This window comes from Actinokineospora sp. HUAS TT18, assembly GCF_051364635.1.
Taxonomy (GTDB): Bacteria; Actinomycetota; Actinomycetes; order Mycobacteriales; family Pseudonocardiaceae; genus Actinokineospora.
In genome coordinates, this window is the sequence record NZ_CP195645.1 from 1,418,613 (window position 1) to 1,437,632 (window position 19,020).

The following is a 19,020-nucleotide window of genomic DNA, read 5'->3' on the forward strand; positions in this document are numbered from 1 at the left end:
CGTTGGTCAACTCCTTTTGGTTGTCGGCAGTGTATCTGTCAGTTCGGGGACAACTGTCGCCTTGCCCAGGCGAGGACCGCGTCACCGACTTGGAACCGTTCCGCGGTCGGCAATCCGGCGAAGCCGCCGAAGCCCGCGCTCCACTCGTTGAGCACCGGCCCTTCCGGGGTGAGCAGCCAGTCGACGCAGAGGGCGGCCGCCCGCAGGTCGGTCGCCACCACTTTGGACATCGCGGTGACCTCGGCGATGTCGGTGCCGACGACGCTGGACCCGCCCTGGCTGAGGTTGGCGAGGTAGTTGCCCTCCTGCGCGCGCCGGTGCTGGGCGCACACCACTTCGCCGTCGACGACGTAGACGCGGATGTCGCCGTCGTTGGGCAGGAACTGCTGCACGACGTAGCCAGTTCCGGTCTGGGCGACCATGTCCAGTGTGGCGCCGAGCTGTTCGACCGAGTCGACCTTGACCACGCCGTAGCCCATCCCCATCTCGCGGGGCTTCACGATGTACGGGCCGGGGCCGAACGCGGCGCGGACCGCGTCGACCACCGTCCGCGCGTAGCGGCCATAGGGCACACAGATCATTCCGGCCACCGGCAGGCCGAGTGCGGCCGCCTTGTTGGCCATGGCCATCTTGTCCGACGCCAGGTACGGCGGGCCTTCGAAGGAACTGTTCAGCAGCACCGAATCGCTGGCCGCGACACACCGGCGCACCGCGTCGAGGAACTGGGCGGTCTGCGGGCACGAGCTGAACTCGTCGACCTGGAAGCACTGCGGGGTGGCGAGAAGATCCTCGCCGCGCCACCACAGTCGCGGCCCGCCGATCGAGGTCGGGACCAGCTCGCTGACCGGGACGAACCGGAACCGGAAGCCGGACCTGGCCGCCACCTCGGCGTACTTGCCTTCGAGACCGGCGAGCGTCGCCGCGAGCGGACCGGGGTCGAAGTCGTCGGGCCGGTAGACCATCGTGACGAACGTCTCGGCGGTCATCCGCGCCTCTCCGAACGGAATTCCCACGCGGCCGCGGGCGAGCCCTTGACGAACGCGTCGAACCGCGTCCGGTAGGACCCGAACCGGACCTCGGTCAGGTGCTGCTCGCGCGGAATCGTCCCACCGTCCACTTCGATCTCGGAGAACCACCAGCCGTCGCCGACGCTCAGGAAGTCGGCGCACACGTAGGACAGCCCGACGCTCCGCGCCACCGCCCGAGCGGGTTCGATCAAGTCGGCGGGGACGTCGGTCAGCTCGGCGACCCCGCCCTGGCCGACGTTGCCTGCGACAGCGTCCCCGAGCGGCCTGCGGGCCAGGGCTCGATACGGCTCGCCGTCAACGCAGTACACGCGGCAGTCCACGACGTCGCGGCCGATCCACGGCTGGACCAGCATGGTCAGGTCGGCGGGCGCGGCGAAGCCGAGCACGGTGTCGAGTTCATCGATGGTCGTGGCGACGAACACGCCGTGACCGGCCCCCCAGCTCGACGGCTTGACGATGACGGGGAAATCGACGCTCGCCGCGGCGAGCGTGTCGCGGTCGACCCGGGCACCGCCCGCGCCGTACCCGCGCGTGCAGACCCGAACGGTGGGCAGTCGACGGACCTCGCTCCCGAACGGCTGGAGACTCGTCAGCACCTTCTCGTTGTTCAGGATGCTGTGCGTGGCCGGGATCGTGACGAAGAAGCCCGCCGCCTCCAGCGCGGCGAACGTCGACAGGTGGCGCCACGCGTCGAACCGGTCCCCCGGCCACGACATGAGCTTGGTGTGGAAGAACGCCTGGGCCGGATCGATGAGGTCGCCGCGGACCCGGACGCGCGGGGTCGGGGTCCGGCCGATGACGATGTCGTCGGCGGTGATCACCCGCAGCGCCATGCCGTTGGCGCCCGCCGCGGCGGCGTAGCGCGCGTCGACCTCGTGGTGCGCCGGGTTCGGGGACTTGCTCTCCCGCTCCGAGCGGACCCAGAACATCGTGACGTCCGGCTCGCTCATGACTGCCCGCCCGTGTAGCGCCAGGTCCGACCAGCCGAGCGGGCGACGAACTCGTCGAACCGCTTGCGGTAGGAGTTGAACCTGATCTGTGCGAGCGGCACGCCGGGCGCCCCGCCGTCCGTCTCCACCTCCGAGAGCCACCATTCGTCGCCCGCGACAAGGAAATCGACGCACAGGTAAGGCAGGCCGAACACCGCCGCGATCGCGCGCGAAGGCTCGATGAGCACATCCGGGACGTCCCCGAGGAGCTCTGATCCGCCTTGCCGGTGGTTGCCTGCGATCCCGCCGTTGGTCGCCCTGCGCTCCAGCGCCTGGCAGGGCTCGCCGTCGACGCAGAAGACCCGGTAGTCGACCTTGTCCGGGCCCGCCCAGTGCTGGACGGCCATGGTCAGTTCGGCTGGTGCGGCCCAGCTCAGCACCTCGTCGATCTCCGCGGTGTCCCGCGCGAGGAACACGCTGTTGCCGCCGTCCCAGTCGATCGGCTTGATGATCACGGGGAAGTCGATCCCGGCCGCCACCAGCGTATCCGCGTCGAAGCCCCGGTATCCCCGGGTGCACACGCGGATTGTCGGCAGGCGCCGGACCGGTCCGGGGAAGTCCTGCAGACCGGTCAACACCTTGTCGTTGTTCAGGATGCTGTGGGTCGGCGGGACCGTCACGAAGAAGCCCGCCGCCTCCAGCCCGGCGTAGGTCGTCAGGTGGCGCCACGCGTCGATCCGGTTGGCGGGCGACGACATCAGCATCGTGTGGAAGAACGCCGTGGATGGGTCGAGGCGTTCACCGCGGACCGACACGGCGGGACCGGCCGCGGTCCGGCCGATCACGATGTCGTCGACGCTGACCCAGCGCAGGTCGACGCGCAGGCTCTCGAAGGCCGCCGCGTACCGCTCCAGCATCTCCGAGTAGTCGAGGGCGGGACTCTTGCTCTCCCGTTCCGACCTGATCCAGTACATGACCACGGGCGTCATGGCGCGCTCCAGCTCCCCTGGCTCGGCCGCGCTCACGCGAAAGTCCAGCGACGGTGCGTGCCCGCTTCGGCGAACCGGTCGAACGACTGCCGGTAGGCCCCCAGCTGAAGCCGGACGGTGTCGGCGTCGTCGGCGGCGGTGAACCCGGTGTAGTCCACCTGGGAGAACCAGAACTCGTCGCCCCGCTGGACGAAGTCGACTCGGACGTAGGCCAGTCCGGACTCGGTGGCCAGCGCGCGGGCGGGCCCCGCCAGGCGGTCGGCGAGCTCGCCGGTCAGGCCCTGGGGTTCCCCGTCGACACAGTGCACCGCGTGCTCGACCGCGTCGGCGCCAAGCCACGGCTGGACCAGGATGGTGAGTTCCGAGGCGCCCGCGAGCTGCAGGATCGTGCTGAGCCTGCGCTGGTTCTCCGCGACGAACACCTTGCCCGCCTCGCCCGGGTACGCGGGCCTGACGACGACCGGGAAGTCCAGGTCCCAGTCCTCGAGCCGGAGCCGGTCACGGTGGACCTCGATCTCGCGGGTGCACAGCCGCACCGACGGCAGGCCGCGCACGCCGTCGACGTCGAGCCGCAGCAGCCCGACGATCGAGTCGTTGCCCGCGACGGCGTGGGTGGCGGGGACGGTGACGAGGAAGCCCGCCGCCTCCAGGATCGCCGACGTGGTGAGCAGCCGCCACTGGTCGGGCTGCTGCGCGGCGCCGCTGGCGAACCCGGTGTGGAAGATCGACTTCAGCGGGTCGACCCAGGCGCCCTGGACCGAGACGCGCGCGGTCTCGTCGTACTGGATCACCACGACGTCGTCGACGGTGACCGGGCAGAGCCGCAGCCCGAGGGCGGCGGCGATCGGCTCACACGCGCGGAGCCGGTCGTCGAGCGCGGCGGCCGGGCCCGCGGCGGCGCGTTCCGACCGCAGCCAGTACAGCGTGACGGTGTCGTCGTCGGGGATCTCGGTGGGCACGGCTCTTGCTCCTTGGTGGCGGTCTGGGGGGGTGGATGGCGCTGGTCAGGCGTGTTGGAGTCGGCTGTGCCAGCGCCAGGTCGCGAGCACGAGCCAGAGCGAGTCCACCGGCAGGGACTTGATCTCGCCTTTGTCCGGGAGGGCGAACAGGCTCGCCACGAGCGGGTCGGCGTGCAGTTCCGGCTCGTGGTCGGCGGCGAGTTCGCCGAGGCTGCGGTGCAGCGCGCCGAGTTCCGGGTAGGGGAACACGGCCTTGGGGCGGTCGAGGACCGTGTCGGGAAGCAGGCCGCGCATGGCTTCGCGCAGCGCGACCTTGCCCTGCCGGGTGTCCGCGCGGAGATGCCGCTCGAACGGCCGCGCGAAGCACCACTCGACCACCGGGTGGTCCAGGAACGGGAACCGCGCCTCGATCGACATCCGCATGGCGAGGAAGTCCTCGAACTGCACCACCCTGGCCAGCTGGGTGTGCACGAGCAGGCGGTGGGCACGTTCGACGCCGGTTCCGGGCAGGCTCTTCAGGAAGTCGAGCACGTCGCGGTCGGCGCCGCCGCGGTAGCGCAGGACTTCGGCGGAAAGCCCGCCCGCCGAGCGCGACGAGGGCAGGCGGTTGACGCGGGTGTCGTCCGGCGCGCCGATGTCCATGATGTTGGCGATGAAGTTCGGCCTGCCGACGTACCCGCCCATGGTCTCGTCGGCGCCCTGCCCGTTGAGCACGACGGTCAGGCCGAGGTCCCGCACGCTGCGGTAGTTGGCCAGGATGTTGACGTGGCGGACGTCGTCGTTGAGCGCGGCCATGTCGCACACCGCGTCCACGTCGGCGAGGGTCACGGCGTTCGGCTGCACGAAGGTGTGGTGGTCGACCCCGGCGCCGAGGTGCTCGACGAGCGCCTGGCTGAACCGCAGGTCGTCGTTCACCCCCGGGTCGGCGCCGTGCTCGTCGGCGTAGGCGACCGTCACCGCGGTGACGTCACCCGACTGCCGGGCGAGCGCGGTGATCGCCGACGAGTCGAGGCCGCCACTGAGGAACGCCGACACCGGGACATCGGCCATGAGCATGGTCCGGACGCTGTCGGACAACAGGGGAAGCAGCTCCGTGCCGCTGTCGTCGCCCGCCTCGGGCAGTCGCCAGTAGGTGGTCGAAGACGTGCGGCCGTCGGAGCGCACGGTCAGGCGGGTCGCGGGCGGCAGCGCGCGCACGCCGCTGACCACCGTGCGCCAGGGGTCGACCTCCAGGGTCGACGAGCAGAGCAGTCGGTGGCGGATCGCGTCGAGGTCCGGCGCGCGCGGCACGGTCGGGCAGCGCAGCAGCGCGTCGACCTCGGAGGCGAACACGATCGCCGAGTCGCTGCGATGGAAATAGAGCGGCTTGACGCCGAGCCGGTCGCGGACCAGCGACAGCGTCCGCTCCCGGCCGTCCCACAGCGCGAACGCGAACATGCCGCGCAGCCGGTCGACCGCGGCGGGACCCCACTTCTGCCACGCCCGCAGCAGGACCTCGGTGTCGGTCCCGGACTCGAACACGAAGTCGCCCCGCAGCTGCTCGCGCAGTTCGCGGAAGTTGTAGAGCTCCCCGTTGTAGACGATCGTGAGGTGGTCACGCGTCATGGGCTGGGCGCCGGTGTCGCCGAGTCCCACGATGCTCAGTCTGCGGTGTCCGAAGTGGACGCCACGGTCGGACCAGAGCCCTTCGCCGTCCGGGCCGCGGTGCGCGAGGGCGTCGGTCATCCGCGCGACGTCGGCCGCGGTCGGCACCGGGCCGCCCGCGTCGTCGAACACGAGCGCCCCGGCGATGCCGCATCCGGAGAACACCGTCAGCCGCCCGTTTCGAGCAGGAACCCGGCGAGCGCGCCGCCGCTCACCATCGACAGGTGGTCTCCGGCCACGGTTTCCACCCGGATCGCCGTACGGCTGTGCGAGCGCCACAGTTCGGGCTCGTGCAGCCCACGTGCCGCCGTCTCCTCGGCCATGACCAGGTCCAGCGACTCGACCTGCCCGTCCGGCCGCCACGCGGCGAGCGCGTGGTGGTTGGTCATGAGCACCTCCAGTTGGCGCGTGATCAGCCGGATCTCGTCCCGCGGCCGACCGAGGTCCAGCAGCGCGCGACCCAGGGTCGGCGCCCGCTCGGCCAACGGCAGCTCAGTCACCTGCCCGATCACGGCGTCGACGGCGTCCGGGGAAGCCGAGGGGACAAGCCTGGTGACTTGTTCGACAAGCGTGGCCCGATAGCTCGACCTGTCGTCCACCATCGGCGGATCCGCCAAGGTCAGCCGCGTGACCCGCTCGCCCGCGGACTCCAACTGGCGAGCCATCTCGAAGGCGACCGCGGCACCGAAGGACCACCCGGTGATCGTGTACGGCCCGGTGGCCTGCACCCGCCGCAGCCGGGCGACGTACTCGGCGGCCATGTCCGGGACAGTCTTCGCGGCCATCGGGTCGGACTGCGCGAACCCGACACAGCGCCACCGGTGGCCGACCGCGGCGGCGAGGTCGCGGTACCAGCCGACGGTGCCGTCGACCGGGTGGACCAGGAAGTGGTGCTCCGCCGGTCCCGAGTCGACCAGTGCCACCGTGCTCGCCGCGCCCTCCAGCGCGTCGACCATGGCGTCGAGGGCGGACTCCACGACGGTGACCGGCACGCGGCCTTCGTCATGGGCGAAGCGAAGGTGGAACGTCTCCCCCGCGTCCACCACGGTGATGTCCAGTGGCGTGGGCAGCGTGTTGTCCGCGCCGATGCCGGGTGCGATCGGGAGCCGCACCGGGGTGAGCGCGGCGCGCGCGTCCGCGGCGGGTTGACCACCGAGGTAGTTGAAGGTGATCTCGGGCTGTTCGATCTTGGCGACGAGTGCGCCGAGCGGTGACGCGGGCTCGAGATAGCGGGCCCTGCCGTAGCCGACGCCCTTCGCGGGAACGGCCGCGAGCATCGCCTCCACCCACGCGGCGGCGGCCACGAGGTCGGCGGACTCCCCGACCGGCAGCGACACCGGGTAGAGCGCGGTCAGCCAGCCGACGATCTCGTCCGAAGCCGCCACCTCGCCGCGGCCGTGCCCCTCCAGGAACACATAGAGCTGCCGGCCGCACGCGAGCATGAGACCCCGGGCCAGCGCGGCGAGCAACGCGGCCCGCGCGCCCGTGCCGTGCAGCAGCGGGAGGTCACGGAGCAGCCACCTGCGGGCCAGCGGTGACAGCGTCCGCTCGCTCGCCCGCAGCGCGCCGAACGGCGCCGGGTCCGCGTCGCCCACAGCGATGGCAGGCTTCGCCACGTTGACCAGCGATTCCCAGTAGTCGAGTTCCGTGTCATGGACGTCGACGGCCGCTCGGTCGGGCATCCCAGGTGCCGGGCGGTCAGCGGGCTGCCTGTCGCCCGCCGCGGTCTCGATGTCCCTGGCGATGACGTCCCACGAGACGGCGTCAACGATCAGGTGGTGGGCGACCAGACACAGCCAGCGCTGCCCGGTGTCCGGCTGGGTGCACAGCGAGACCTCGAACAGCCGGTCCCCGTCGATGGAGATTCGGCGGTGCAGGTCGCCGACGTGCTCGGCCAGCTGCGGGACGGGGTCCCCTGGTCGAAGAGTGACCGAGGTGATCCCGGCGGACGCGGGCCGGTCGAGCAGCGTGGCCGTCCACTCACCAGCGCGGCGGAACGTCGTGCGGAAAGCGTCGTGGCGCGACCGCGTCCACTCGACGGCGGCACGCAGGTCGACCTCGTCCACCCGCTGGTCGACCTCGAACACCCTGGCCTGGTTGAAGTGGTCGGGGTCGGCGAAGTCCTGGGCGAAGAACCAGCCCTGGATCGCTGACAGCGCCACCGTCGTCCCCGCGGCGCGGCGGACGCGGGTGACCTGGACCTGATCACCGGAGTCGACGAGGTCACTGAGCGCGCGGACGGTCCGGGCCCGCAGGATCTGCGGCACGGACAGCGCCATGCCCGCCGACCGCGCCATCGTGACGAGCCGGATGGACTGCAGCGAGTCGCCGCCGACGGCGAAGAAGTCGTCGTCGAGCCCGATGTCGTGCCTGCCGAGCAGGGCCCGCCACAGGTCGAGCAGGACGCGCTGCGACTCGGTGGCGCCCTCCTCGGCGGCCGGCCCGGTCGGCTGTTCGATCCGCATGGTCAGGCGGTCGCGGTCCACCTTGCCGGTCCTGGTGAGCGGCAGCTCGTCCAGCACCGCGTAGGCCGACGGGACCATGTACGAGGGCAGCCGGTCGGCCGCCCAGCGGCGGAGTTCGGCGGCCAGGGACGCGTCGCGGCCGGGTGCGGCGATGAACGCGGCGAGGTGCGCCGACCCGGACACCTGCTCCACGGTGATGAACGCGGCGGTGACGTCGGGATGGTCGGCGAGACAGCGCTGCACCTCGCCGGTCTCGATGCGGTAGCCGCGGACCTTCACCTGGTCGTCGAGCCTGCCGGTGATCTCGAAGTCGCCCGCCGCGGTCATCCGCGCGCCGTCTCCGGTCCGGTACAGCCGTGTGCCCGCCAATGGACCGTCGGCCATGGTGACGAACCGCTCGGCGGTCAGCTCCGGCCGCTGGTGGTAGCCCGCGGCCACGCCTGCCCCGCCGACGTACAGCTCGCCCAGCGCGCCGATGGGCGCCACGCGGCCCTTGTCGTCCAGGACCACCATGACGTAGTTGGCGAGCGGGCGGCCGACCGTGATCGGACCCTGGCGCGTGTCGCGCCCGGGCTCGTGGACGGCGGCGGCCGAGCACCACACGGTGGCCTCGGTGGGGCCGTACTCGTTGTGCAGCCCCACCTCGGGCAGCCGGTCGGCGTGCCGGGCGACCAGGTCGGGGGTGCACGGCTCGCCGCCGATGGCCACGATCCGCAGCGGCGTCCGCCACGACTCGGGGACGGCCTCGACGAACAGCCGGTAGAACGACGCCACGAAGTTGACGTGGGTGATCCCGTGCTCGTCGATCAGCCCGCGCACGGCGTCGGCGTCGCGCTCGGCGGCGTCGGTGTCCGGGAAGACGACCGTGCCACCGAGCCATAGCGTCCAGAACACCATCGAGCCTGCGACATCGAAGATCGGCGGCAGGGTCACCAGCGTCCGGGGTGGCGTGGCGCCGAAGTAGACAGTCCGTGCGTGCAGCGCGGCGACGGCGTTGGCGTGGGTGGTGGTCACCGCCTTGGGCGTGCCGGTCGAACCGGAGGTGTAGGTCAGGTAGGCGGTGGCCGACGCGGGGACCAAGACAGGCGCAGGCTCCTCCCCTGCCGCCTCGTCGACTCGGATGACCCTGACGTCGAGACCCTCGAACACCGCGGCGGTCTCGGGCGTGCACAGGACCGCCGACGCGGCGGCGTCGCGGACAAGCGCGGCCAGCCTGAGCGGGGGCATCGAGGGGTCGAGGCATACGTAGTTCGCGCCCCGGCGCAGGACGGCGAGCCACGCCGCGACCAGTTCCGGCGATTTGGGGCACGCGACCGCGACCGTCGCGCCCTCGGCGATCCCGTGGTGGCTCAGCAGTCGCTCGACGTGCCGGGCGAGGCCGTCCAGCTCGCCATAGGTCACTGACCGTCCGCCCTGGGTGAGAGCGATCGCGTCCGGCGCGAGGCGGACACGATTGTCGACGCCTTCGGAGAGGGTCGCGAACGGCGGTGGCACGTCCGGCCCCGTCGCCGCGGCCAGCACGCGCCGGGTCGCCGCCTGCGCCATCAGGTCGACGTCGGCCGGGCTGTCCCAGTGCTCGGCGATCAGCCCGACGATGTGCGCGAAACCGGACGCGTGTTCCTCGGCCGTCGCGCGGTCGAACAGGTCGCGGTTGTACTCCCACAGCACGTTGATGCCCGCGTGGGTCAGCGGCGAGCCCGCCGCGGGCGGGTTCGGCACGCAGACCACGTTGACGTCGTTCTTCGCCGAGCCGTTGTGGTCGATCCAGAGCCCACCGGTGAGGCCGTCGAGCTCGAATCGGGGCCGCGGGCTGTCGTGGAAGGCGAACATCAGCTGGAACAGCGGGTTGCGGCTGCGGTCGCGCGGCAGGTCGAGCTTCTTGATCAGCTCGACCAGCGGGAACTCCTGGTTGTCCTGGGCCTGCAGGAGGACCCGCATGATCGTGTGCACCACCGTGCCCACGGTGGCGTCCTCGGCGACGGCCAGTCGCAGCGGCAGGGCGTTGACGAACATGCCGAGCATGCCCGCTGTCTCGACCTGCCTGCGGTTGGAGAGCGCGGAGCCGATGACGAGATCGCGTTCGCCCGTGTGCCTCGTGACCAGCAGGGCGAAGGCGGACAGGAAGACCGAGAAGCGTGTGACGCCGTACCGCTTGCAGAGTTCGTCCACTTGCGACACGACAGTGGGCGGGATGTCCATGCGGACGCAGTCGCCGTTGAAGGTTTGCGCCGCCGGGCGCGGCCGGTCGGGGGCGAAGGTGACGCCCACGGTCGGGCAGCCGTCGAGCTTGGCGGTCCAGTAGCGCTCCTGGGCGCGGTAGTGCTCGCTGTCGCGCCATTCGTGGTACCAGCGGGCATAGTCGCGGTACTGCACTGGCAGCGGCGGCAGCGGGCTCGGCCCGCCGTCGCGGAAGGCGGCGTACAGCTCGCGGATCTCCCGCAGGAACAGCGACGCCGACCAGCCATCGTGGGCGAAGTGGTGCTCCACTTGGAACAGACTCCACGCCGTCTCGGTCAGCTGGTACAGGTGCCACCTGACCAGCGGCAGCGTGGCGATGTCGAACGGCTTGGTCATGGACGCGCGCATGTGGGCGTCCATCGCCGCGGCGCGGTCGGCCTCGCTCAGGCCGGTGAGGTCCACGCGTTCGATCACGACCCGCCAGGGAGCGTGGACCCGCTGGACAGGGCCGTCCGGCCCGTCGTGGAACGTGGTGCGCAGGATCTCGTGGCGCTCGACGATGTGGGACAGCGCCCGTTCGAGCACCTCGACGTCGAGCGTGCCGGTGAGCCGGAGGGAGAACTGGGTGTTGTAGGCGAGCGCGTCGGGCGAGAGGTGGTGCAGGAACCAGATCTGGTGCTGCTGCGCGCTCAGCGGGGCCGTGTCGCTGTCCCGCGCGGTCACGACCAGCGGCGGCCTGCCGGTCGGGGTGCCGCGGCGGACGTGGTCGGCGATCCCGCGCAGGGTGTCCTCGGCGAAGAGCACGCTCATCGGGATCTCGATGCCGAACCGGCGGCTGATGATCGCCGAGAGGCGGACGTGCGACAGGGAGTTGAGGCCGACTTCGAGCAGCGGGGTGAGCACACCGATGTGCGTGGTCCCGGTGATCTCCGCGAGCGCGTCGACCAGCGCCTGCTCGACGTCGTCGGCGGGTGGTTCGCCCTGGTCGGCGGCGAGGTCGGCGCCGGGGAGCGGCAGGACGGATTCATCGATCTTGCCGCTGCGGGTGCGGGGCAGTTCCGGGAGGACGACCCAGCCGGTGGGCACCATGTACGGCGGCAGGAGGGCGGTCAGGTGGGTGCGGACGGCCTCGGCCGCCAGATCCTCGCCCCGCTTCGGAACGAGATACCCGACCAGGGTCGTGCCGGTCCCGGACGCGCGGGCCATGACGTGCGCCTGCTCCACGGCGGAGTGCGTCATCAGCGCGGTCTCGACGTGCGCGGCCTCGATCCGGTTCCCCTGGATCTTGATCTGCCGGTCGGCGCGGCCGACGAACACGTACTGCCCGGTGTCGGTCACCTCGACCAGGTCGCCCGTGCGGTACGCCCGCTCGCCGTCCGGCAGCGCGATGAAGCGCTCCGCCGTCAGGTCAGGGCGGTTGAGGTACCCGATCGCGACGTTGCGTCCGGTGATCGCGAGTTCGCCCGCGACCCCGGGCGCTGTCGGAAGCGGGTCGCCGTGCTCGTCCAGCACCACGTAGCCGGTGTTGATCAGCGGGTCGCCGATCGTGAGCGGCGCGGCGTGTCCGGTCTCTCCTGAGTAGACACACGCGTAGCTCGACCAGACGCAAGCCTCGGTCGGGCCGTACTCGTTGTAGAGCGAGGTCGACGGCAACAGCTCGGCGTGCCTGCCGATGAGCACCTCACTCCACCGTTCGCTGCCGATCATGACCCCGACCAGGTCGGACGGCGGGTCGTCGGCGATGCGCTCCAGGAAGGGCGCGTAGAGGGACGCGGCGTAGACCAGGTGCGTGACCCGCTCGCGGCGGACTAGGTCGACCGTTCCGGCGACGTCGCTCAGCGGGATCTGGCTGATTATCAGCGTGCCGCCGCCCAGCAGCGCCCAGAACAGGATCCCGGACGAGAGGTCGAACGCGACCGAGTGCACCAGCGGCATCCGGGTCGGCACCCCGTAGGCCCGCATCCGCGCGTCGGTGGAGTTGATCATCGACCCATGGCTGACGACGACGCCCTTGGGCTTCCCGGTCGACCCCGAGGTGTAGATGACGTAAGCCGCGTCGTCGGCTTCCGGTTCGCGGACGGGCGCGGACCGGGTCACGAGTTCGTCGAAGGTCACCACGGTCGCGTTCGTGCCACCGAGCTTGTCGGCCCGCGCCCGGTCGGTGACGATGACGGCCGGGTCGGCTTCGGCGAACACCGCGCGCAGGTAGTCGTCGGGGCTCGCCGGGTCCAGCGGGAGGTAGACCAGGCCCGCGGACACAGCGCCGACCACGGTCGCCACGAACTCGACCGACGGGTCGAGGACCAGCGCGACCACCGCTGATTCCCGCCCGGCGGTGAGCGAGGCGAGGCCGCCCGCTGCGCTTTCCACCAGTCGGGCGAGTTCGTCGTAGGTGAGGACGCGGTCGCCGTGCTTGACCGCGTCCCTGTCCCCTTCGCGCGCGCGGACGGCGGCGAACGCGGCCTTCAGCGTGGGTTCGAGGGCCATCAGCGCACCAGTTCCGGCGAGCTGATGGAGCGCTCGATCTCCGCCCGCGTGTCCGGGGAGAGCTGGTCCCCGAGGTGTTCGAGGTAGTGCCGCAGGTAGCGCACGCGGTCCGCCTCCGGGGTGGCGGGCTGGTCGAGGAACAGGATGTCGTGGGTGGTCAGCGCCCGGACCGCGAACATCGGCACGGGCGACCGCATGACCGGGAAGTCGGCGTTGCGCACGCTGCCGACCGTGCTGAGCTTGTGGAACTCGCCGAGCATGAGGCCGCGGCCGACGAACTCCATCCGCAGCCGCCGGTGGCCGCCGTCGATGAACTCGGCGGCCCCGTCCCGGTCGATGTCGGGGAAGAACGCCAGCAGCGAACCGGTCCGGAACTCCTCCGGCCGCTGGAACAGCTCCAGGAACAGGTCGGCCAGGTGGCCCGCCTTCTCCCATGCCTCGTCGACATCGGCTCTCGCGGTCCTGATGACGATCAGCCGCAGCAGGTTCTTGCGGATCGCGGGCGCCAGCCGCGGGCACACCGCGCCGGGCCGGTTGAGCCGCGGATCCGGCTGGGTGACGAACTCCCGGATCCAGCGGAGCCCGGCCTCGTACTCGGGATAGCGCTCGAACAACTCGTGAGCGCCATCGATGTCGACGAGCGAGCCGCCTTCGAACGGGTACCGGTCGACGACCGTGTTCAGCACTGCGTTTCCCCCAAAGAACCCTGCGAACGAAGATCGAGATCAGTTGCCGAACGGCCGCCCGGCCACCGACTCCGAGATGTAGCCGTCGGGGCCGACCGGCTTGTCGCCGACGATGGTCACCCGGTGCAGGACCCGCGAGGCCTCCAGGTAGTTCACGTCTGTCGCGGCGATGTGCGCGGTGGACCGGTTGTCCCAGAACGCCACGGCGCCCGGCTCCCACCGGAACCGCACCGTGTACTCGGGACGGGTGATGTGCTCGAACAGCAGCTCCAGGATGCTGCGGCTCTCGAACGGCGTCAGGCCGATGATCCGGTTGGTGCGCGACGGGCTGACGAACAGCGCCCGCTCCCCCGTCTCCGGGTGCACCCGCACGACCGGGTGGATCGCCACCATCCCGTTCTTGTTGACCATGTCCAGGATGGACCGGTCCAGCGGGTCGTGCTCCGACATCCGGTACCCGGCCCAGAAGTTGTGCTCGGCGCGCAGAGTGTCCACATAGCCCCGAAGCGACTCCGAAAGCCCGTTGTACGCCGCGACGAGGTTGGTCCAGTTGGTGTCGCCGCCGAACTCCGGCACGGTCTCGGCGCGCAGGATCGAGGCCATCGGCGGGTTCACCGCGTGGCTCATGTCGCTGTGCCACCCGCTGATGGTCGACCCCCACCGGCTGCGGTAGTGCGCCTCGTAGTCGCGGCCGTAGCGCTGCATGTCCAGGTGCGGGGACACCGTGAAGATCTGCGGGTACTCGTCCAGCTCGTCGCCGCTCTGCGGGTTGGGACGCCTGGTCAGCTCACCGAACCTGCGCCCGAACGCGATGTGCTCGGCGTGGCCGAGCCGCTGGCCGCGGAAGAAGATCACCTTGTGGGTGAGCAGCGCCGAGCGGATCGCCGCGATGGTCTCGTCCGACAGCGGCCCGGCGAGGTCCACCCCGTCGATGTCCGCGCCGATGTGCCCGGCCACCCGGGTGACGGTGATAGGGCTGTTCTCCAGTGTCTCCATGGTTCCCCCAATGCGTGAACGTCCAGGGCGTCGCGGCACGCCGCGCCTCGGACTTTCGCCGAGACGCGGGCGTGGCTGCGCGAGAGCAGGCTTTCTGGTGGTCGAGAAACGCTATGGCAGCGGGTAGAACGGCTCGCCGGCGACGACCTCGGAGACGAACCCGTCCGGACCGACCGGACGGTCGCCGAGGATCGTCACGCGGTGCATCCTGCGGGCGACCTTCAGGTGGTTGAGGTCGACCGCGGCCAGGTGCGCGGTGGAACGGTTGTCCCAGAACGCGATGCTGCCCTGCTCCCAACGGAACCGGACCGTGTACTCCGGCCTGGTGATCTGCTCGAACAGCAGGCCGAGCAGGTACTTGCTCTCCACCGGGGTGAACCCGATGATCCGGTTCGTCGAGGCGGGGTTGACGAACAGCGACCGGCGCCCGGTCTCGGGGTGCACCCGCACCACCGGGTGCACCGACACCAGCGGGTGCTCGACGTTGAGGTTGAGCACCGCGCGGTCGTCGGCGTCGTGCTGCAGCATCTGGCAGCCCGCGAAGAAGCAGTGTTCGGCCCTGAGGCCGTCCACAAAGGAACGCAGCTCGTCGGACAGGCCCTCGTAGGCCGCTTCGAGGCTGGTCCAGTGGGTGTCGCCGCCGAAGCTGGGGACCGTCTCGGCACGCAGGATCGACGCGGCGGGCGGGTTGACCGACGGCGTCAGGTCGCTGTGCCATCCGCCGCGGTAGGTGGTCCACCGCTGCCGGTACTTGTCCTCGAAGTCGACCCCGTAGCGGTCGTCCTCCTCCTGAGGATCGATCGTCAGGATCTCGGGGAAACCCTCCGGGTGCAGCCCGGTGTGCGGCGCGGGCCTGCGGGTGAGGTCGCCGAACCGGCGGGCGAAGGCGATGTGCTGGGCGTGGTCGACCTTCTGGTCGCGGAAGAAGATGACCTTGTGGGTCAGCAGCGCGGACCGGATCTCGGCGATCACGTCGTCGCTCAGGTCCGCGGCGAGGTCCACCCCGGAGATATCGGCACCGATGTGCCCGGCGATCCGACGGACACTCAGCGAACCGGCGTGCGCCGACAACGTTGTGGAAGGCATGTCTCCCCAGTCATGCGATGGAACATGTGCCACCGCGGCGAACCGCGGCCCGCGTCGGGTCGTGGCAGTTCGCTCACGCTGCGCCGTCGCGGGGGCATTTCTACCCGACCCCGCACGCGGACGGAAACCAATGCCCGCCGATATGGCGCACATCACCCGACAGCTCAATCGGCGAATCGGCGGCGGGTCGCCAGCAGCAGCAGTCCGCCGAGGATGAAGAGCAGTCCTCCGATCGCGACCAACGAGCCGAGGACCGGGCTGGCGCCCGTAGTGGCGAGCGGGCCGGTCCCGCCTGACTGGACAGTCCCGGTCGTACCGGCGGCCTGGGTTCCCGTGAGGACGGGCTGTTCACCGGATGTGGTCGTGACTGTTGAGGACGAGGTCGCGCTGCTCGACGGTGTCGTCGTGGTGGTGCTGTCCGACGGTGTCGTGGTCGTGGTGTCCGCGGTGGTCGTCGTCGTGTCGGTGGTCGTGGTGTCCGCCGTGGTCGTCGTTGTGTCGGTTGTCGTGGTGTCCGCGGTGGTGGTCGTCGTGTCCGCGGTGGTGGTCGTTGTATCGGTGGTCGTCGTGTCCGACGGTGTCGTGGTCGTGGTGTCCGCGGTGGTCGTCGTCGTATCGGTGGTCGTCGTGTCCGACGTGGTCGTCGTGTCCGACGTGGTCGTCGTTGTGTCCGACGTGGTCGTCGTCGTATCGGTGGTCGTGGTGTCCGCGGTGGTGGTCGTCGTGTCCGCGGTGGTCGTCGTGACGTCCGTGGTGGTGGTGCTCGATGGGCCGCTGGTTGTCGTAGAGGTTGTGGTGCTGGGGATCGTCGCGCAGTTGGAGGTGAGGAAGGTGTTGCGGTCCAGCGTGACCGCGCCGGTTCGGGCGAGTGCGCGTCCGAAGACGACGGTTCCGGTCGTGACGGAGATGGAGGCCATCGCCATGATGGTGCCGCGGAAGGTCGAGGTCGTGCCCAACGTCGCCGAGCTGCCGACCTGCCAGAAGACGTTGCACGCGCGGGCGCCATTGATCACACTGACGTTGCTCGCGGTGGCGGTGATCAGCGTCGAGGCGACCTGGAAGATGAAGACCGCGTTCGGGTCGCCCTGGCCGTCCAGCGTGACCGTGCCGCTCAGCGCGAGCGTGCTGGTCGAGTTGTAGACGCCCGAGACCAGGGTCTGGCCGACCAGGTCCCCGGAGACGCCGGCGGTCGGCGCCCGACCCGCGGCGTCGTTGTAGGCGATCACCAGGTCGGACTGCGCCTGAGCCGCGTGGGCGTCGGCGGAATGCTGTGTTCCGCCGACGATGCCGGGTGGGAACCCGGTGATCGCCGTGCCGGGGCTTACCCCCAGGTTGTCGCTGAGCAGAGTGGGGCCCGTGTTGGTCACGGTCTGTCCACCCAGGACGGAGTACGTCGCCGCGGTGCCCAGCCCGACCGGCGCCTCCGCCGCGTCGGCGCTGGGCCCACCGGCCAGCATCAAAGCGCCTGCCGCGAGGACAAGCGTGGCCAGGGCCGCCCACCGGGCGTGGCGGGATCTGGTGAGACACTCCTGAGTGGTTCGCTGTCTGTCCATTTGAGATCAATCCTGTTGCTTCGTACTTCGCTTACGAGCTGACGTACCGGAGATCGACGCGCGCGTGCTTGCACGCGTCCTGGTTGGCCGAGGTGTTGTTGAAGCCGATGACCGCGCCGGAGAACGGCGCGTGCTCCCCGGAGTGCACTGTCCGCCCGACCGGCATCCGAGCGTCCAGGAGCAGGTAGTCCGTCGTGTCGCACCGACCGGCGGCCGCGCCCGGCGCCGTCGCCACGCCCACGATGCTGACGGTGACGGCGGCGACGAAGGCCGCCGTGCCGTGGTTGCTGATGGTGCCGGTGATCGCCGTGGGCGCGACGCCGGGTGCGAGCCCGGTCATGCTGGAGGTTTGGACGATCGTGAACTCAGGACAGCCCGACTCCGCCGTCGCGGGCGACGAGCCGAGTCCGGCCGTCAGCACACCAACGGCAAGCATCAGCAGCACGACCGCGACCGAGGCGGCACCGCGGCGGACTCGAGCGGCGACGGTCAGGAGTACGCCGACAATCAGCGCGCCGATCGCCAACGCCAGCAGTGAGAGCAGCGGCGATCCGGTGCCCGCGAGAACGGTGCAGTCCATGGGTTACTCCTCTCAGTGGCCGGGCGTTGGTCAAAGCCGGGCGAGCGTCGCGGTCGCGGACGTCTTTCCCGCCAGGCTCGCGGTGATCCCGCCACTGCCTGCGAGCACGCCGAGAGTGAAGGTGACGGTCGTGGTCGAGACAGTCGCTCCGTGCGGGATCGACAGGGTCGCCGTGGTGAGACCGCCGTTCACGCCCGCGAGTGCCACGGTGACGGCGGGACCGAGGTTGGTCAGTACCGCGCCGCTCCCGTTCGTCAAGCTGACGCCCGCGGTGAACGAGACGGTGAGGACACCACAGATCCCATACTCCAGGGCGAACGAAGTGCCGTTCGCGGACAAGCACGACGCCGCGGTGGGACCGCTCCATGCCAGGTTCGTCGGTGCGGCGACGACGGCGAACGACGCACTGGCCGCCGGGGCCAGACCGCCCGCGCCCGACGTGAGGGTGTAGGTCCCCACATTGGCGGCGAGGCATCCGGTGAAGGTCGCGATCCCGTTCACCGCCGCCTTGGCCGCGCAGGTGAGCCCGGCTTCGGCGACCGCGGTGACCGTGACCGTGGTAGTCGCGTTGGTGACGGTGTTGCCCGCCGCGTCCTGGATGGTGACCACCGGCTGGCTGAAGAACAAAGTGCTTGCGAACGAGTCGGTCGGCGACTGGGTGACCGCGAGCTGGGTCGCCGTTCCGAAGGTGACGATGAACGTCGAACTGGTCGCCGACGCCATCCCGGGGGCGGTCGCCGTCAACGTGTATCCCGCGCCCGCCTTGTTGATCGAGAGTCCGGCGAAGGTGGCCACGCCGGACTCGTTGGTCACCGCCGTCGCGGTTCCCGAAAGCGTGCCGCCACTGGGGTTGGTGCCGATAGCGATCGTCACCGAGACTCCGGCGGTGGACACCGGGGTGCCGACCGAGTTCTTGAGTCGCACGGCGACCGCAGGAGTGATCGCCACCAGGGCCGCCACAGTGGATGGTTGCCCGGAGAACGCCAAAGCGGTGGCGGTGGTGACCGTGACACTCGCGCCTGCCGTACTGAGCGCCGTCCACGTCCGATAGACCGCGGTGACGGCGTAGGTGTAAGCGCCGTTCGCCACCCCCGTGTCGGTGCACGAGGTCCCGCCGATCAGCGAACTCGGGCTGCTGGCGCACGCCGCGACCGGGCCGCCACCCGCCGTTCGGGTCACGTAGTACCCGGATGGCGTAGTGGCGCCGGACGATGCCGTCCACCCGACCAGCACGTTCGGCGAACTGAACGCGGGAACCGAGACATTCGTCGGCGCGGCCAGGGCGCCCGTCATCGCGCCCGCCGCGCCGATGCCGGTGGACGACCAGGAGGCGAAGGCGGGGGTGGCCGCCATGACGGCCACCCCCAGCAGACCGCTCAGCACCAGCGGACCGCGTCTCCGCACACCGTTCATCTCATACCTCTGCTTTCGCTGGGAAGC

Annotated in this window: 12 protein-coding genes; all 12 read right to left on the minus strand. The window is 70.6% G+C overall.

Annotated elements, in window-relative coordinates:
- Nucleotides 1-38 precede the first annotated feature (38 nt).
- Nucleotides 39-986: an ATP-grasp domain-containing protein gene (locus ACSHT8_RS06280; RefSeq protein ID WP_436498580.1), complete on the minus strand. Its 948-nt coding sequence runs from the start codon at nucleotides 984-986 to the stop codon at nucleotides 39-41.
- A complete protein-coding gene (locus tag ACSHT8_RS06285) occupies nucleotides 983-1,978 on the minus strand; it encodes an ATP-grasp domain-containing protein (RefSeq protein ID WP_436498582.1) in 996 nt (331 codons plus the stop codon). The genes ACSHT8_RS06280 and ACSHT8_RS06285 overlap by 4 nt, the downstream gene beginning before the upstream one ends.
- Nucleotides 1,975-2,982, minus strand: a complete 1,008-nt coding sequence (locus tag ACSHT8_RS06290; RefSeq protein ID WP_436498584.1) for an ATP-grasp domain-containing protein — start codon at nucleotides 2,980-2,982, stop codon at nucleotides 1,975-1,977. The genes ACSHT8_RS06285 and ACSHT8_RS06290 overlap by 4 nt, the downstream gene beginning before the upstream one ends.
- Complete coding sequence (locus ACSHT8_RS06295) at nucleotides 2,979-3,905, minus strand: hypothetical protein (protein WP_436498586.1); 927 nt, start codon at nucleotides 3,903-3,905, stop codon at nucleotides 2,979-2,981. Before ACSHT8_RS06295 ends, ACSHT8_RS06290 begins: the two co-directional genes overlap by 4 nt.
- 45 nt (nucleotides 3,906-3,950) lie before the next feature.
- Nucleotides 3,951-5,714: an asparagine synthase (glutamine-hydrolyzing) gene (asnB, locus tag ACSHT8_RS06300; RefSeq protein ID WP_436498588.1), complete on the minus strand. Its 1,764-nt coding sequence runs from the start codon at nucleotides 5,712-5,714 to the stop codon at nucleotides 3,951-3,953.
- A 2-nt stretch (nucleotides 5,715-5,716) separates the two neighbouring features.
- Entirely contained in the window at nucleotides 5,717-12,679 is a 6,963-nt protein-coding gene (locus ACSHT8_RS06305) for an amino acid adenylation domain-containing protein (RefSeq protein ID WP_436498590.1), read from the minus strand.
- Nucleotides 12,679-13,365, minus strand: a complete 687-nt coding sequence (locus ACSHT8_RS06310; RefSeq protein WP_436498592.1) for a DUF6875 domain-containing protein — start codon at nucleotides 13,363-13,365, stop codon at nucleotides 12,679-12,681. Before ACSHT8_RS06310 ends, ACSHT8_RS06305 begins: the two co-directional genes overlap by 1 nt.
- Nucleotides 13,366-13,404: 39 nt before the next feature.
- Nucleotides 13,405-14,361: a TauD/TfdA dioxygenase family protein gene (locus tag ACSHT8_RS06315; protein ID WP_436498594.1), complete on the minus strand. Its 957-nt coding sequence runs from the start codon at nucleotides 14,359-14,361 to the stop codon at nucleotides 13,405-13,407.
- A 111-nt stretch (nucleotides 14,362-14,472) separates the two neighbouring features.
- Nucleotides 14,473-15,447 (minus strand): TauD/TfdA dioxygenase family protein, encoded by a 975-nt coding sequence (locus ACSHT8_RS06320; protein WP_436498596.1) that lies wholly within the window; start codon nucleotides 15,445-15,447, stop codon nucleotides 14,473-14,475.
- A 164-nt stretch (nucleotides 15,448-15,611) separates the two neighbouring features.
- Nucleotides 15,612-17,000, minus strand: a complete 1,389-nt coding sequence (locus ACSHT8_RS06325) for an ice-binding family protein (protein ID WP_436498598.1) — start codon at nucleotides 16,998-17,000, stop codon at nucleotides 15,612-15,614.
- 31 nt (nucleotides 17,001-17,031) lie between these two features.
- Complete coding sequence (locus ACSHT8_RS06330; RefSeq protein WP_436498600.1) at nucleotides 17,032-17,580, minus strand: hypothetical protein; 549 nt, start codon at nucleotides 17,578-17,580, stop codon at nucleotides 17,032-17,034.
- 30 nt (nucleotides 17,581-17,610) lie between these two features.
- On the minus strand, nucleotides 17,611-18,993 hold the full coding sequence (locus tag ACSHT8_RS06335) for a hypothetical protein (RefSeq protein ID WP_436498602.1): 1,383 nt from the start codon (nucleotides 18,991-18,993) through the stop codon (nucleotides 17,611-17,613).
- Nucleotides 18,994-19,020 lie beyond the last annotated feature (27 nt).

What these genes read in the sequence shown, in the direction of transcription:
- ACSHT8_RS06280 (WP_436498580.1), bottom strand. Translation starts at nt 986, where the DNA reads ATGACCGCCGAGACGTTCGTCACGATGGTCTACCGGCCCGACGACTTC.
- ACSHT8_RS06285 (WP_436498582.1), bottom strand. Translation starts at nt 1,978, where the DNA reads ATGAGCGAGCCGGACGTCACGATGTTCTGGGTCCGCTCGGAGCGGGAG.
- ACSHT8_RS06305 (WP_436498590.1), bottom strand. Translation starts at nt 12,679, where the DNA reads ATGGCCCTCGAACCCACGCTGAAGGCCGCGTTCGCCGCCGTCCGCGCG.
- ACSHT8_RS06315 (WP_436498594.1), bottom strand. Translation starts at nt 14,361, where the DNA reads ATGGAGACACTGGAGAACAGCCCTATCACCGTCACCCGGGTGGCCGGG.
- ACSHT8_RS06320 (WP_436498596.1), bottom strand. Translation starts at nt 15,447, where the DNA reads ATGCCTTCCACAACGTTGTCGGCGCACGCCGGTTCGCTGAGTGTCCGT.
- ACSHT8_RS06325 (WP_436498598.1), bottom strand. Translation starts at nt 17,000, where the DNA reads ATGGACAGACAGCGAACCACTCAGGAGTGTCTCACCAGATCCCGCCAC.
- ACSHT8_RS06330 (WP_436498600.1), bottom strand. Translation starts at nt 17,580, where the DNA reads ATGGACTGCACCGTTCTCGCGGGCACCGGATCGCCGCTGCTCTCACTG.
- ACSHT8_RS06335 (WP_436498602.1), bottom strand. Translation starts at nt 18,993, where the DNA reads ATGAACGGTGTGCGGAGACGCGGTCCGCTGGTGCTGAGCGGTCTGCTG.